Here is a 15,881-nt window from a genome sequence, read left to right as displayed (position 1 = left end):
TTTTTATTTCTTAAACTTATAAGGAAATATGAATGAAAATGAATAAATGAGCCAAATTTCAACAGGTGAATTTTACTGTGAATAAAAATAACCAAAAATATGATAAGATGAATTAAATTCATTTATAACTTTTTATCTTCAAGATAAATTGGATTGCTTTATGTTAGAAATTCGTCATTTAAAAACGCTTATTGCTTTAAGAGAGCATGGTTCATTGGTTGCTGCAGCAAGTGACTTATGTTTAACGCCATCTGCAATTTCACATCAATTAAAAGAATTAGATCATTGGTATGGTGTTGAGGTTGTAAATAGACGTAGTCGTCCTGTGACGTTTTCAAATGTTGGGCAAAGATTACTAAAGTTGGCAGATGATATTTTGCCGCAAATTCAACTTGCACAGTCTGATATTACTCGAATTGTGCATGGGCAAACGGGACGAATTATTTTCTCGTCAGAATGTCATAGTTGTTTTGATTGGTTAATGCCTTTGTTAAATCAGTATAGACATCAATATCCAGATGTAGATTTAGACTTTGCATCAGGCTTTGAAGCAAATCCGCATGAATTATTACAAAATTCAGAATTTGATTTACTTATTACCGCAGATCCAATTGCGTTAAAGGGAATTGAATATTTCCCAATTTTTGAATATGAATCTCGCTTAGTTCTTTCAAATACGCATCCTTTGGTTCGTGCAGAAAACATTACCGTGAAAGAATTAGCAGAAGAAACTTTAATTACTTATCCTGTAGATAAGCACCGTTTAGATATTATGGCAAAGCTATTTTTGCCAGCGAACATTATGCCAAAGTCTGTTCGTACAACAGATTTAACGCAAATGTTAATTCAGCTTGTTGCAAGTGGTCGAGGGATTGCTGCTTTACCAGATTGGGTGGTCAATGAATATGAACAAAAGGGATGGGTGACATCTAAGCGTTTAAGTTGTGTTTCACCAATTGGTTTACGCCGTACACTGTATGCAGGTTTTAGAACTGAAGAAAAAGATAAAAATTATTTCGAAGGTTTCTTAAAGCATCTTGAGAAATTTTCACAAAAACGTAGTTCTTATTATTCATCTTAATTTTTGTTTTAAATGATGCGTTTCAGTTGGTAAATCATAAATTTATGATTTACCAATGAGCAATGAAAGTATACCTGCTGCAATGAGTGGTCCTACAGGAACGCCACGTAATAAAGCAACGCCTGCAATAGTGCCAATGAGTAAGCCTGCAACAACATTGGGTTGATGCGTCATTAATGTTACGCCACGACCACCTAACCAAGCTACAAAAAGTCCAACTCCAATAGCAAATAAAGATTTCCAACTCATAAAAGAATTTATAATCGCTTCGCCTGAAATTTTTCCACTCGCAATAGGAGTTAAAACGCCAATGGTTAAAATAATAATGCCAATATTTAAACCATGTGCTTGCAAGTAAGGAAAGAACTCACTTAAAGGGGTGATTCTAAATACAATTAAAACACCCGCAGCAATTGTAACAGCAGTATTGTGGCTGAATATTCCACATGCTAATAATACAAGTAAGACAATTAAATTCAGATCTAAATTGGACATCATAAATGTGGCTTAGGCGTTAAAATTAAAGTGAATTGTAGCTGTTTTTAGTGTTGATGTTGTGGTGATATGGAAACATAAGAATAATTAAGTTTTTCGGTATAGAATGCACATGATTTTTATGTTGATGTGCTTTTAGGTGTTGATTATGTTTTTAGAAAAAATGTTGCAGTCACAGGGTTTTGGTGCGCGAAAACATTGTCAGCAACTGATCAAAAATGGCGCTGTAAGTATTAATGGTGTTGTTGTAGATAATCCTAAAGAAAAATTAAAACTAGATGATTTAGAGTTTGAAGTTTACCAAGAGAAATATACTTACCGAGAGAAAGTATATATCGCGCTGAACAAGCCAAAAGGTTATGAATGTTCACATCAAGCGACACATCATTTTAGTGTGTTCGATTTATTTGATGACATTTTAATGAACCGTGGTATTCAATGTGTTGGACGTTTAGATCAAGATACGACAGGTTTGCTGCTGTTAACCGATGATGGTCAATTTCTTCAAGCATTAACACATCCCAAAAAGCATGTCCCTAAAGTTTATAAAATGCTTACGGCTGATGAAATAACAGATGAGCAAGTTCAGCAATTAGAAGCAGGCGTAGAGCTGCGTAACGAAACTGGTATTTTTGCAGCAACAGATGTCACTCGTTTAAGTTCAAATGAATTACAAATGACGGTTCATCAAGGTGTTTATCATCAAGTGAAGCGAATGATTGCTGCTGTTGGAAATAAAGTTGAAAGTTTACATCGTCAACAAATTGGGCAATTTGATTTGGGTGATATTGCAGAAGGTGAATGGATTTATTTAACTGAAGAGCAAATTCAACTCGCTAAGCAAAGAGATGAATAATCTGTAAATTGTATTGTTATTTGAAACTAGATTTAAAACATGCTTAGAAGTTTTAAAATCTAATAATAAAAACATGGAGTAATTTAGACGGATTCTAAATTACTCCATGTATAGAATTTCATATATGAAGCACAATAAAAATATATGAGAAAATTAGATGAAGTTTAGATATTAAACTTTGTCAGAATCACCTAATAAAGCATTTAATTCTTCAAATAAATCGCTGTCATCATCATCCAACATGAGTTCATGATTACTTACCGATGTATTTGCCGATTCATTATCTGAACCTTTTTGTTCTTGTTTAAGCTTTCTTAATTTAATCAGTTGTTCAAGATTGATGTTCTGATTTTCAATGGAAAAGGGGATTGATTTCGTGAGCACAACTTGCTTAAAAAACAATCGCACAGCTTGAGCAGGTGTGATCCCTAGCTGTTTGAATACAGCAAAGGCTTGTTTCTTTTCTTGTGAGTCCAAACGGACTTGATAAACTTCAGTTTTTCTCATGATTTTTATAACGGCAAATTACTTAAATTTTATGCGTTTATTGTAAAGGAACTTAACGTAATTTCAATAAATATACAGTATTTATTTTCACACACTGTAATTACGATGAAATTACAGTGTCAATTCAAATTGAGATTTAAACTGCATTTGTGTGAATAGTAAAGGATCTGTAAATGATATTTCTTTTGCTAAAAGCTGTAATGGCTGTGAAAAGTCAGCATCATCTTTATGTTTTAGAATTGGGTAAAAAGGGTCGTTTTTAATTGCAATATCAAGTGAATTTAAGTGAACTCTAAGTTGATGTTGCTTACCTGTTTTGGGGTTTAATAAATACTTTGCCCAAGTGTTGTTATGTTCTAAAAGTTGGATTTCCGTTTCGCTATTGGGAGTGCCATCTACAATTTTCATTATATAAAAAGGTTCACCTTTTTCCATTCGTAGTTGAATATTGAAAGGAAAATTAAGTTCTTTTTTATAAGGTGCAATTGCATGATAAGTTTTTTGAACATTACGTTCTGCAAACATTTGTTGATAGATCCCACGACTTTCAACTTTTTTAGAAAATAAAACAACACCTGCTGTTTCTCTATCTAGTCGATGAATTGGTGTTAAAAATTCATTATTGGTTTGTTTTTTTAATCGAACTAAAAGCGTTTCTTGTACATATTGTCCTGTAGGACTCATGGTTAAAAAATGTGGTTTATCGACCACAAGTAAATGTTCATTTTCAAATAAAATATGATGTTCAAATGGCACGTGAATTTCATGTGCTAAAAAGCGGTAATAAAACACATGTGATTCTGCAATATAAGCAGATTGTATGGTTAATCGATTTCCCAAAGCGTCATAAATTAAGCCATCTTCAAAGCGTTGTTGCCATTCATTAGATGAAATATGGTGGAATTCCTGACATAAATATTCGAATACGCTACTTGGTGCAGTGGTAATTTTTGCTAAAAAAACCTTGCTTGCGCTCACGCCATTAATCATTGGTGGTGAAAATTCGAGAGTATTCATCATTTAGGCATCAAACTGTTGTGTTTCAGTCAAAATTTCACGTATTAAAATTATACATTTCGCTACGTTTACATAGGCTTTAAAGCGGTGCGATGCTATCATAATTATTCTTTTGTTTCATATCGTGAGTATTATGCAGTATTCATTTAATTTACAGCTTAATAGTGAAAATGATACCCAAAATTTAGCTCAGGTTTTGGCAACACATTTCAACAAAGGTGTGGTTTATTTGATTGGTGATTTGGGTGCAGGAAAAACTACACTTACCAGATACTTACTACAAAGTATGGGACATCAAGGTTCTGTGAAAAGTCCAACGTATACATTGGTTGAGCCTTACAATATTTCAGGTAAAGATATTTTTCATTTCGATTTATATCGCTTAAACGATCCTTATGAGCTAGAACTTATGGGTATTCGTGATTATTTAGAAACTGAAAATGCTTTATTTTTATTTGAATGGCCATCGAAAGGTGGTGAAGAAATTCCTGAAGCAGAATTGATTATTAATATTGAAAAATCTGAAGATGAATTAACACGTATTGTGACACTTACATCTTCATCTTCTGAATTACAACAAGCCTTAGAGAGTGCTTTTAAGCATGCGTGATGAATTAAGCGTACGTCGTATTCGAACACTTGATGCTGCATTAGCCAACCAAATTGCAGCAGGTGAAGTAATTGAACGTCCTGCATCTGTGGTCAAGGAATTACTTGAAAACTCAATTGATGCAGGTGCAACCGAACTCATTATTCGTGTTGAACAGGGCGGAAGTACGCTTATAGAAATTATGGATAACGGTAAAGGTATTCATCCTAATGATTTATCTTTGGCTGTTATGCGCCATGCAACTAGTAAAATTCAAACTTCTGAAGATTTACACGCGATTGTAAGTTTGGGTTTTCGTGGTGAAGCGCTTGCATCAATTGCAGCAGTCTCTCGTTTAACCTTAACCAGTAGCCAAAATGATGAAGGTATTGGTTATCAGGTTGAAGTAAATGGAACAGCATTTGATCGTCAAGAAATTCAAGCTGTTGCAACGCCAAAAGGCACACATATTCGTGTGCAAGATTTATTTTTTAATGTACCTGCGCGTCGTAAATTCTTAAAAAAACCAGGCACAGAATTTGGTCATATTGAAGAAATAGTTCGACGTTTAGCGCTTACTCATTTTGATATTCGATTCGTGCTTGAGCACAATGGCACAATAAAGCTCAATTTGCCTATTGCAGATAGTGGCGAGCTTCGTTATCAGCGCGTTCAGCAATTATTGGGACGTGCTTTTACAGAAAATGCATATTGGATAGATTCCGATAGTATTTCTATGCGTTTAACAGGTTGGCTTGGTCATCCTTCAGACGCACGTTCACAAGCAGACGTACAATATGTTTATGTGAATGGTCGTATTGTGAAAGACAAAACTATCTCTCATGCGCTACGTATGGCTTATGATGGTATTTTACATGGACATCAACATGCAGCATATTTGTTGTTTTTAGAAGTTGAACCTGAAAATATTGATGTAAACGTACATCCGACTAAACATGAAATTCGTTTTTTAAATCAACGTGAAGTTCATGAGTTTGTTCGTCACTATGCAAAAAATACATTAGCTCAATTTCAAACCGCGACAGCAGATTTATCATCTGCAATGAAGCTGGATGTTGCGGAACAAGCGCAACCTTATCAAGCACAACCACGTTATCAAGAGCAGTTCCAATTACATAAAGAACAAGTGGCATCAGAGCAAGAATCACAAGTATCAACGGAATTATTAACCGAATTTAATGCCAGTCAGCCTACTGTTCATTATGCTCAGCAAAATCGAAATTCGTATGCGGGTTCACAGCAACTCAATAATGTGCTTAAAACTTATTTAGCACCTTTGCGTGAAAATGTAGATCAAACATCTTCAGATCATGAATTAAGTACTTTTGATGCAGCACCAAAGGTCGATGAGCATCCTTTAGGTATTGCGATTGCGCAACTACATGGTATTTATATTCTTGCGCAAAATACCGAAGGCTTAATTATTGTTGATATGCATGCAGCACATGAGCGAATTGTATTGCAACAAATGAAATCTGCTTGGGATAAACCTGAATTTTGGACTTCGCAACAATTGTTAATTCCTAAAGTTATAAATATTAGTCGTATGCAAGCCATGCGTATTGATGAATTAAAAGATCAATTGGCACGTTTGGGGCTTGAAATAGACCAATATGGTGATGATCAAGTGATTGTACGTGGCGTACCTGCAATTTTGCATAAGGCAGATTTTGAATCACTTGTTCCTGAACTTTTAAATGATTTAGATCCAAATGATGAAGCCCAAGCTTTATTGCAAAAACGAGATCAAATTTTGGCAGGAATGGCATGTCATAGTGCAGTACGCGCGCATCGATTGTTAAGCCTGTCTGAAATGAATGCATTGCTTCGTCAAATGGAGCAAACAGAATTTGCAAGTCAATGTAATCATGGTCGACCAACTTGGCGAGCATTTCCATTGGCTCAACTAGATAAACTTTTTGCTCGAGGAGAGTAGCTGTACATGTCAAATCAATTGCCGGTCATCAATTTAATGGGGCCAACTGCAAGTGGTAAAACCGCTTTGGCATGTGAGCTATATGAAAAGGGTGGTTTTGAGCTTATTTCAGTCGATTCTGCGCTTGTTTATAAAGATATGGACATTGGTACTGCAAAACCTACAAAAGCCGAGCAGGAGCTATATCCGCATCATTTGATTGATATTATTTCACCTCTTGAAGTTTATTCCGCTGCGCAATTTGTAGATGATGCATCTTTATTGATTGATCAAATACATGCGAAGGGAAAAACACCGATTTTGGTGGGGGGAACAATGCTGTATTTCAAAGCTTTGCTCGAAGGTCTTTCAAGTAATTTACCAAATGCAGACCAAGCTATTCGTGATGAAATTGAAGCAAAAGCAGAAAGTGAAGGTTGGGATGTTGTTTATGCAGATTTATGTGCTATAGATCCATTGGCAGGGCAAAAATTTAATGTAAGTGATAAGCAGCGTATTATTCGTGCATTAGAAGTTTATAAGTTAACAGGGCAGCCAATTACACAATTACAAGCAGAACAGCCTAAAAACTTACCATATCGTTACAAATTTCATAACTACGCATTGATGCCTGATCGTGTAGAATTGCACAAGCGAATAGAGCAACGACTAAAAATAATGTGGGATATCGGTTTTTTGAGTGAGGTTGAGTCCTTGATTGAAAAATACGATTTAAACGAAAATTTGCCATCAATGCGCTCAGTTGGTTACCGCCAAGTGTTAGATTTTCTTAAAAATGGTGATAGATCTCACAATAAGATAGCAGAGATGGAAGACAAAGCTTTATTTGCAACACGACAACTTGCAAAACGTCAATATACTTGGTTAAGATCTTTGCAAAAAACGCATACAATTCAAACATTCTGTACAGTAAAGCAAGCACAAGAAGACTTGCGAAACTTTTACGATTAAAGCAGAATTTACACCACTGTCTTTTTGATAATTTTTAATTGAAAAATAAAGATAGTTTTTGCGCTGATATTTTTAAAATTTTTGGAGTTATAACATGTCTAAAGGTCAAACGTTACAAGATCCGTTCTTAAATTCTCTCCGTAAAGAACGTATTCCAGTTTCTATTTTTCTTGTAAACGGTATTAAGTTGCAAGGTCATATTGAGTCATTTGACCAATACGTTGTTTTATTGAAAAACACAGTAAGCCAAATGGTTTACAAGCATGCAATTTCAACTGTTGTTCCTGCACGTAATCCACGTCCTGCTGGTGCTCCTGCTGGTGCTCAAGGCGCTGCTGGTTTTGGTGGTCAACAAGGCGCTGGTTTTGGTGGTCAAGCTGGTGGCTTCGGTGGTCAAGGTGGCTTCGGTGGTCAAGGTGGCTTCGGTGGTCAAGGTGGCTTCGGTGGTCAAGGTGGCTTCGGTGGTCAACAAGGCGGCTTTGGCGGTCAACAAGGCGGCTTTGGTCAACAAGGTGGCTTCGGTGGTCAAGGTGGCTTTGGTGGTCAAGGTGGCTTTGAAGCTGGCGAAACTAAATTTGATGATGTTCAAGAAGACGAAAATAATCGTTAATTTTTGAATACTCAAAAAAGCCTCTCAATTGAGATAATGCCAGTCAGTTAAGCAAAAAAAGTTAAAATGCTGTAAAAAGAGCGTATGTAAATACGCTCTTTTTTTATGAATTTATCTCAGAATCTAGATTTAACATTAAAACAAACCCTACCTTCACTTTCACAATTCAGTGAATTGATTGATTTAAACTGGATTGAAGATTGCTTAAACCAAACAGGTAAAGCATCAATTCGAAAAAGAAAACTGCCTGCTGAACATGTTGTTTGGCTGGTGATCGGACTTGCTCTATTTCGAAATCAGCCGATTTGGTATGTGGTTCAACAATTGCAACTTGTTTTCGGTACGGCAGAATACTGTGTACCGAGTGCATCCGTACAAGCAAGACAGCGCTTAGGATTAGAACCCATGAGTGCTTTATTTTCGACATTAAGTCAGGCATGGTTTAAAGACTCACAACAACAATATAGCAACTTTCACGGTCTATGCGTTTGTGCTGTAGATGGTGTGGTTTGGTCTATGCCTCATACAGAAGAAAACTTTAAGCACTTTGGTTCATCCAAAGGCAAAACAGCAGCTGCCCCTTACCCACAAGTCAGAGCGACTTGCCTAGTGAATACCAATACACATGAAATGATTGATGCCCAAATTGGCAGTATGGATCAAGGTGAATTAACCTTAGCCAGTCAATTAAAAGCACCAGTTCGCAGTATTACCCTATTTGATCGTGCTTACTTCTCTGCTGATTTTTTAGTGAGTTGGCAATCTCAGGCAGAAGAGAGTCATTGGTTGATGCGAGCAAAGGACAACCTGCGTTATGAAGTGATTCATCATAATGCGGCCCATGACTTTCAGATCAAAATGCCTGTTTCAGCAAGAGCAAAAAAGATAAATCCGTCATTGGGTGACTATTGGGAAGCACGTTTAATTGAAGTTGAATATGCAGGGAAAATAAGATGTTACATTACATCATTAACAGATTCTAAAGTTTATCCATTCAAAGACCTTGCAATGCTTTATATCCAGCGTTGGGAAATAGAAATGTGTTATCGGGAAATTAAAAGTGATTTACAGGATGCAAGGATTTTAAGAAGCAAACAACCTGATTTGGTCTATCAAGAATTGTGGGGGGTATTTATTGCATATAATATCTTAAGAAGACAGATGAGGTTTATCGCTGAACATGCAAAGGTGAGTCCTTTAAGGATCAGTTTCCATATTGCATCCATGAGTATTATCAATATCTTAAGGCACACACCTTTAGAATCAGCAGGAAACCTACCCAAACATTTAGCGCAATTATTTGAACAATCTAAAATATTTGTATTACCTGAAAAAAGGCAAAGGCAATGTCCGCGAGTAGTGAAAATTAAAGCACAAAAATATCCAAGAAAATGCCAGTCAATTTCTTAACTGACTGGCATTATCTCAATTGAGAGGCTTTTTTATATTTGAGAAAAGCTCAATTTAAAAAAAGAGCTTCTATATAGAAGCTCTTTTTTTAAGAATAATTGAAGTTTATTTACCGTTGTTTTTACGATCTAAACTTGGGTCTTTAATTTCAACAAAAGCATTATTTCGAACTTCTCTTAACCAGCTGTCAAGTTCAGTATCAAATTGACGTTCTCCAAGAATTTGACGTGCCATACGTTCTTGATATTGGCTTGTCATATCTTGTTGACGTGTGTCGGTAACCTCTAGAATGTGCCATCCGAATTGAGATTGGAATGGTTCACTAATTTGTCCCTCGGCTGTACTTTTCATCTTTGCTTCGAACTCAGGTACCATTACACCGGGAGTTACCCAGCCAAGGCTACCACCATCACGTGCAGAACCAGTATCGTTGGAGAATGTTGATGCAAGTACCGCAAAATCTTCACCAGCTTTTAAGCGCTTATAAATGCTATCAATTGTTTGTTTTGCATTTTCAGGGCTAACAACCTCCGAAGGTTGAATTAAAATATGACGAGTTTGATATTGTGGAACAATTGCTTTTTGTTCGCTAGATTTGCGATCAATAAGTTTTAAAATGTGAATACCATCTGGAACAGTAATAAGGTCAGTTGTTTGACCAACGTCAAGAGGGCTTACACGTGCAGCTAGTTCAGCAGGGATATTCGATAAGCTTCTAAAGCCCATATCTGCACCGTCAACTTTTACATCATTTGATGAAAACTGTTTAGCAAGTGCCTTTACATCATTATTATTGCTGAACTCTTTACGTATTTGTTGAGCAGTGGTTTGAATATCACCAGAACCCGATACACGGATGTGAAGTACATGTACTTGGTTGCCAAGAGCTGCTTGACCTTGAGGTGTTTTTAAGAAGTTTGCAACATCTTTGTCACTAATTTTAATACGTGACATTACTACTTGTTGACGTAAGCGGTTAATTGCCAAGTCTTCTGCTATACGACTACGAACAGCTGCATAGGTACCAGGTTGTTGAGCATCTAACTTTTGTTGAAATGCTGCTAAGCTTTTAATACCAGATTGGCTTGCAACGCTAAGAACTGCATCATTTAATGCTTTTTCATCAGGCTTAACATTAAAGCGTGCAACTTGTTCAAGTTGTGCTTGGCGGATAATAAGTTGCTCTAAAGCTTGCTGCTCAAGAATTTGTTGCGGTGGTAATTCTTGTTTTTGTGCTTGGAAGCGACGCTGAATTTCAGCCACACTCTGAGCTAAATCACTTTTTAGAATTACATTGTTGTCAACGACAGCCACAACTTCATTTGAGTTTTGAGCAAATACGGGTGCTGCGAATGAAATGCTCAGCGCAAGAACACTTGCTTTACATAATAATTTTATTTGTGTCGTCTTCATTAACGTTGTGTCCACGATTGATTTACTTTATTAAATCCTAAAATACGGTTTTCTAATAAAGATGCAAGTTTATTATTGAAACCACCTAAACCTTTAAATGTAAATTCTGCCATAACAGCACGATTAGCTTTAACATCTGGTGAGTTTACATTGTCTAAGTCATTGTAGTATGAGCGACCATATACAGAAATGCCCCAACAGCACGATTCGTAATTAATCCCTAAAAGTAAATCACGAGTAACACGATTATCAATATCGTATTGTGCGTGACCTAAAATTCGCCAATTGTTATGAATTGGTTGTACGAAAGAGGCAGCAATTTGATCATAAGCATTTTGTCGGTCAGTTAGATCTGCGCGGTAAATATAACCTAAGCTATAAAGTTGACCGTTGTCTGTACCGTAGAATGTGTTGATGTTGTATTGAGAGCTATCACCATTAGAAAGCCATGAACCATTTGCATTTACACTTAAATTTTGCGTAATTTGGCTAGAAAGGCTAACAATTGGACCTGTACGTTTTTGGGTATCAAATTCATCGTATTTATTATTTAAAATTACACGACGATCTTCAAAGAAGAAGCTTTGACCAACACTTGCACGTAAGCGTTCTAAGCCGACTTCATCAAATAAGCTGTAACTTACACCTAAAGATGCAAAGTTATTGTCTTCTAAACGGTCATGACCATAAAAGCGTTTAGAGCTAAATAATTGATCATAACCAATAGATGCTGATACAGAATCGAAGTTTGGATTGCCTAATTGATCTTTATATGGTGCATAAGCGTAAAAAGCACGTGGTGAAAGTGTTTGTAAATACTTACCTTCTTTTTCAAAAAGGAGCCCTGCATCTAAAGTGAATTGAGGTACTGTTACAGAAATATTTTCTGTTGTGTTACTTCGATCTTTTGTGTCTTCATCGAAGAATGTATTGATATTTCGAATAGATGCAGCAGGGCGAATATAAGACCATTGATTACTGTAGTTGTAGCGAACAGTAAAGTCATTATAAATACGTGTGCCACTTGGCTGAGCTACTTCTGAAAAGTCAGAAATGTCTTTTTGGAAATAAGCGGTATCGTTATTAAACTCAACTTGGAAACCTTGAGGATTGCCCGTTTTATAGTTTAATAAAAATTGTGGTAAGCGGGCATAAGGGCGATCTTTATCTTTAACTGTAGGATCCAATGTTTGGAAATCCTCTACTTTAAGTTTTGCCTTTAAGCCAGGAATACCGTGGTTGTAATTCAACTCCCAAGCGCGACGTAAGTTTAAGTCTGTACGAGCATCAGGGTTGTTATTTAAATCTGAGAAGTAGTCTTTATCTGAAGCATAGTTATATTCAGCTTGAGTAGAGAACTGTTTGTTAATTTGCCAGAAATGTTCAAAATGAAACTCTTTACGATCTTCATTGCTATATTCTTTATCTGAACCTAAAAAGCCACCGCTAACTAAACCAGAACCAAAATTTTCTGTTAAATAACGGAATTCACCATTAAACATTGCACCACGATCACTAATGTAGCGAGGTGTAATGGTTGCATCGTAATTTGGTGCAAGGTTTAAATAAACAGGAACGCCAAGTTCTAAGCCACCATTGTTGGTAAAACCAAAACTAGGTGTCAAAATACCAGTGGTACGACGATCATCAATAGGGAAGTTGAAATAAGGTACAGCCATAACTGGTACATTTTTTACGTACAGTTTTGTACCCTTGGTTTCACCACGCCCTGTTTCTTGGTTAATTTTAATTTCTTTGGCTTTAATATTCCAAGTTGGTGCTTCATTAGGCGGGCAAGTTGTATAACTTGCATTATTGAGCACAGTGATATTATTAGATGTTCTTGAAATTTTTTCAGCGCTACCATGAGCATGCTGAGTTTCTTCAATATACAAACTATTACTTAAATCACCTTCTTGGGTTTTTAAGTTGTAGTTAATTTCATCACTTTGAGAAAGCAAGCCACCTTGCGCCATTTGCACATTACCTTTTGCATGGGCAAAAGTTTGTGTTTTATCAATGGTTACTTGGTTGGCATTAATGATGCGACCTTGTTGTTCAATAACAACATTGCCTTCTAATATAGAATCACCATTTGGATTGTAGTGTCCATAATCGGCTGTCACAACAGAACTATCTGTAGTTGAATTACCAGTTTTAGTACCTGGTGTTATAGGTGTGATCCAAGTACCTTGACAAAAAGACGAGCTTGGTTTGCCACCAAGTCTTTGCTGTGCTTCAGGTGCAGATTTATCTACATAATACTGTTCAAAAAATTGTTGACCTGGATAAACGTCTTTTATTGCAGTTTTTAATTGTTCATTTGTCGTAGATGATGTGCTATCTGCTGATGAAGCATAACTTGTGACAGTACTGCCACATAAAAGGGTTAAGATCGCAGTCGCTAAAGGATTAAATTTAAAGTGATGCTTCATTTGTCTCATTAACCAAGAATGCTTAATCGCAATTAATTATTGTCGCATCATAGAGAAAAAGTCTATAAGTGGCTACACTTAATACTTCAAAAAACTCTGCCTGTCTTAGAATTTATTGCAAATGAATATACAACGCGAACAATTGATACAATCATGGATTACATCTGTACTCGGTTCAGATAAATTTGAAATTAATTATTTAGCAGGCGATGCAAGTTTCCGTCGTTATGCACGAATCCATTTTAATAATAAATCATTTATGCTCATGGATGCACCACCTGATAAAGAAGATTGTGCACCTTTTGTGACAATAGATGAGTTTTTCCATGAAAATGGGGTGCGAGTACCGCAAATTATTTCAAAAGATTTAACGCAAGGCTTCTTACTGTTAGAAGACTTTGGAGATATCCTGCTTTCTACATTATTAAATGACGAAACTGTAGATCTCTATTATGAACAAAGTTTTAAACAGTTAATCCAATTACAACAAATTGATGGAATAGGAAGCTTTCCTGAATATTCGTATGAAAAGTTAATTTCTGAAATGGAATTGCTTACAGATTGGATGTTGCCATCACTACAAATTAAACCAACTTCAGATGAACTTGCACTCATTAAGCGAACTTTTGCAATTTTAGCGAATGCCGCTGTAGCTCAACCGCAAGTGATTGTGCATCGTGATTATCATAGTCGTAACTTAATGAAAGTTGAGGGTGAAACAGACCTTGGTGTGATCGACTTTCAAGATGCTGTGATTGGTGCAGATACTTATGACCTTATTTCGATTACACGTGATGCATACGTGCAATGGAATGCAGACCGTGTTTATTCGTGGTTTAAATTGTTTTACGACATGCTGCCAGAAGCATCTAAAGAAGATCGTGATTTTGATCAATTCAAGAAAGATGCAGATTTTATGGCGATTCAGCGTCATCTTAAAATTTTAGGTATTTTTGTACGTTTATTTGAACGTGATGGAAAATCTGGATATTTGAAAGATTTACCGCGTGTAATGTGGTATTTAATTGAAGAAAGTAAAGCATATGATGAGCTTAAGCCATTTATGCAGTACATCGAAGAAAAAGTAATGCCTAAATTTGAAGAAAAATATGGCAAATATGAGGTTGTTGCATAAATGAAAGCGATGATTTTGGCCGCAGGATTAGGTAATCGCATGCGTCCATTGACCCTTTATAAACCAAAACCATTGCTTGAAGTGGGTTCTAAGCCACTCATTGTTTGGCATATTGAAAAACTGAAAAATATTGGTGTCACTGACATTGTTATTAATAGTGCTTGGTTAGCAGATGTGCTGATTGGTACTTTAGGTAATGGTTCTCAGTTTGGTGTAAATATTCTTTGGACACGTGAAGAAGAAGGTTTGGAAACTGCGGGCGGAATTATCAATGCTTTGCAACTATTAGGCGATGAACCATTTATTTTGGTGAATGGTGATGTTTGGACAACATTTGATTTTACAGATTTACTCAGCGTAAATTTACAAGATGATTTGGCGCATTTAATTTTAGTTGAAAATCCAACGCAACATCCAAAAGGTGATTTCACTTTAAAAGATGGACGTGCTTATACCTTAGATCAAGAAGTTGAGGGTGAGAATCTGACTTTTAGCGGAATTTCAGTGATTCATCCTAAAATGTTTGATGGTTTAGAGCAGGGTAAACGTCCGCTTGCACCACTTTTAAAAGAAGCCATGCTAAAAGGGCAAATTTCTGCTAAAAAAATGCAAGCAGTATGGGTTGATGTTGGTACGCCAGAGCGTTTAACCGCCCTAGACTTGCAAATTAGAGAAGGTGTTTTTGCTTAACTGAATATTCACTAAGCACATAATACTGTGTCTATTGGTATAAATCGGTATACTTCCACTTAATTTAATCGAGTTGTTATTTCATATGCATACGTTTTATCAAGAATTGAAGCAAGGTAGTCAGGCTTTAGGTTTGGAGCTAAGCGAAGAAGCTTTAAATTTATTACTTAAATACCAAGATGCTTTGGTATTGTGGAATAAAGCATATAACTTAACGGCAATTCGTGACCCAAAAGAAATGCTGGTTAAACATCTTTTAGACAGTTTAAGTATTTTAAAAGATTTACCACAGGGTCGCTTACTCGATATTGGTACGGGTGGTGGTATGCCGGGTATGATTGTTGCGTTATGTCAGCCTGAACGCCAATGCGTACTTTTAGATTCGAACGGTAAAAAAATTCGTTTCTTAAAACAATTTATTGCAGATTTAAAATTACAAAATGTGATTGCGGTTCAAACTCGCGTAGAAAATGAAGAAAGTATTGAAGAATTAGGTAAGTTTGATGTCATTACAAGCCGTGCATTTGCATCGCTTACAGACTTCGTAGCTGCTTCTAAACCATTTATGCATGAGCAAAGTATTATTGCTTCTATGAAAGGTTTAATTCCAGAAGAAGAAATTATTGCCTTAAAAGATCAATTTAGTTGTGACATTATTGAACTAAAAGTGCCACGTTTAGATGAGCAACGTCATTTATTGATTTTAAAGCAAATTTAATTTTTCAAAGGATTGGG

The 15,881-nt window shown here is 36.1% G+C and carries 15 protein-coding genes; 10 read left to right on the top strand and 5 right to left on the bottom strand.

Annotated elements, in window-relative coordinates; genetic code table 11:
- The first annotated feature begins 160 nt into the window (after nt 1-160).
- Nucleotides 161-1,081, top strand: a complete 921-nt coding sequence (locus MZO21_RS07520; RefSeq protein ID WP_154772784.1) for a LysR family transcriptional regulator — start codon at nt 161-163, stop codon at nt 1,079-1,081.
- 42 nt (nt 1,082-1,123) lie between these two features.
- Here the strand turns inward: MZO21_RS07520 and MZO21_RS07515 are convergent, their stop codons facing one another.
- Complete coding sequence (locus MZO21_RS07515; RefSeq protein ID WP_407060865.1) at nt 1,124-1,576, bottom strand: DUF441 domain-containing protein; 453 nt, start codon at nt 1,574-1,576, stop codon at nt 1,124-1,126.
- 148 nt (nt 1,577-1,724) lie between these two features.
- Between MZO21_RS07515 and MZO21_RS07510 the strand changes: the two genes are divergently transcribed.
- Nucleotides 1,725-2,432, top strand: a complete 708-nt coding sequence (locus MZO21_RS07510) for a pseudouridine synthase (RefSeq protein ID WP_154772786.1) — start codon at nt 1,725-1,727, stop codon at nt 2,430-2,432.
- A 171-nt stretch (nt 2,433-2,603) separates the two neighbouring features.
- On the opposite strand, the gene MZO21_RS07505 is transcribed toward MZO21_RS07510, so the two are convergent.
- Both MZO21_RS07505 and MZO21_RS07500 read right to left on the bottom strand, forming a co-directional pair.
- Complete coding sequence (locus MZO21_RS07505; RefSeq protein ID WP_154772787.1) at nt 2,604-2,939, bottom strand: type II toxin-antitoxin system RelB/DinJ family antitoxin; 336 nt, start codon at nt 2,937-2,939, stop codon at nt 2,604-2,606.
- Between the two features lie 111 nt (nt 2,940-3,050).
- Entirely contained in the window at nt 3,051-3,959 is a 909-nt protein-coding gene (locus tag MZO21_RS07500; protein ID WP_248103522.1) for a pseudouridine synthase, read from the bottom strand.
- 130 nt (nt 3,960-4,089) lie between these two features.
- Here MZO21_RS07500 and tsaE point away from each other — a divergent pair, with 130 nt between their 5' ends.
- From tsaE to MZO21_RS07475, 5 genes are all read left to right on the top strand, one after another.
- On the top strand, nt 4,090-4,566 hold the full coding sequence (gene tsaE, locus MZO21_RS07495; RefSeq protein WP_154772789.1) for a tRNA (adenosine(37)-N6)-threonylcarbamoyltransferase complex ATPase subunit type 1 TsaE: 477 nt from the start codon (nt 4,090-4,092) through the stop codon (nt 4,564-4,566).
- Nucleotides 4,559-6,502, top strand: coding sequence for a DNA mismatch repair endonuclease MutL (mutL, locus tag MZO21_RS07490; protein ID WP_154772790.1), 1,944 nt, complete (start codon nt 4,559-4,561; stop codon nt 6,500-6,502). Before tsaE ends, mutL begins: the two co-directional genes overlap by 8 nt.
- A 6-nt stretch (nt 6,503-6,508) precedes the next feature.
- Entirely contained in the window at nt 6,509-7,453 is a 945-nt protein-coding gene (miaA, locus tag MZO21_RS07485) for a tRNA (adenosine(37)-N6)-dimethylallyltransferase MiaA (RefSeq protein WP_154772791.1), read from the top strand.
- 94 nt (nt 7,454-7,547) lie between these two features.
- Nucleotides 7,548-8,063, top strand: coding sequence for an RNA chaperone Hfq (hfq, locus tag MZO21_RS07480; protein ID WP_154772792.1), 516 nt, complete (start codon nt 7,548-7,550; stop codon nt 8,061-8,063).
- A 105-nt stretch (nt 8,064-8,168) separates the two neighbouring features.
- Complete coding sequence (locus MZO21_RS07475; RefSeq protein ID WP_248104251.1) at nt 8,169-9,473, top strand: IS4 family transposase; 1,305 nt, start codon at nt 8,169-8,171, stop codon at nt 9,471-9,473.
- A 105-nt stretch (nt 9,474-9,578) separates the two neighbouring features.
- On the opposite strand, the gene MZO21_RS07470 is transcribed toward MZO21_RS07475, so the two are convergent.
- On the bottom strand, nt 9,579-10,886 hold the full coding sequence (locus MZO21_RS07470; RefSeq protein ID WP_154772793.1) for a peptidylprolyl isomerase: 1,308 nt from the start codon (nt 10,884-10,886) through the stop codon (nt 9,579-9,581).
- The gene (locus MZO21_RS07465) at nt 10,886-13,321 is read right to left on the bottom strand and encodes an LPS-assembly protein LptD (protein WP_154772794.1); all 2,436 of its coding nucleotides are present in this window, start codon (nt 13,319-13,321) and stop codon (nt 10,886-10,888) included. The genes MZO21_RS07470 and MZO21_RS07465 overlap by 1 nt, the downstream gene beginning before the upstream one ends.
- Nucleotides 13,322-13,442: 121 nt before the next feature.
- On the opposite strand from MZO21_RS07465, the gene MZO21_RS07460 reads away from it, so the two are divergent.
- From MZO21_RS07460 to rsmG, 3 genes are all read left to right on the top strand, one after another.
- Entirely contained in the window at nt 13,443-14,456 is a 1,014-nt protein-coding gene (locus MZO21_RS07460; RefSeq protein WP_154772795.1) for an aminoglycoside phosphotransferase family protein, read from the top strand.
- A complete protein-coding gene (gene murU, locus MZO21_RS07455) occupies nt 14,457-15,146 on the top strand; it encodes an N-acetylmuramate alpha-1-phosphate uridylyltransferase MurU (RefSeq protein WP_248103042.1) in 690 nt (229 codons plus the stop codon).
- A gap of 85 nt (nt 15,147-15,231) precedes the next feature.
- On the top strand, nt 15,232-15,864 hold the full coding sequence (gene rsmG, locus MZO21_RS07450) for a 16S rRNA (guanine(527)-N(7))-methyltransferase RsmG (protein WP_154772797.1): 633 nt from the start codon (nt 15,232-15,234) through the stop codon (nt 15,862-15,864).
- Nucleotides 15,865-15,881: the final 17 nt, after the last annotated feature.

The organism is Acinetobacter portensis (assembly GCF_023158935.1).
Lineage (GTDB): Bacteria > Pseudomonadota > Gammaproteobacteria > Pseudomonadales > Moraxellaceae > Acinetobacter > Acinetobacter faecalis.
The sequence above is the reverse complement of the archived record's forward strand: the minus strand, read 5'-3'. Positions and strand labels throughout refer to the sequence as shown.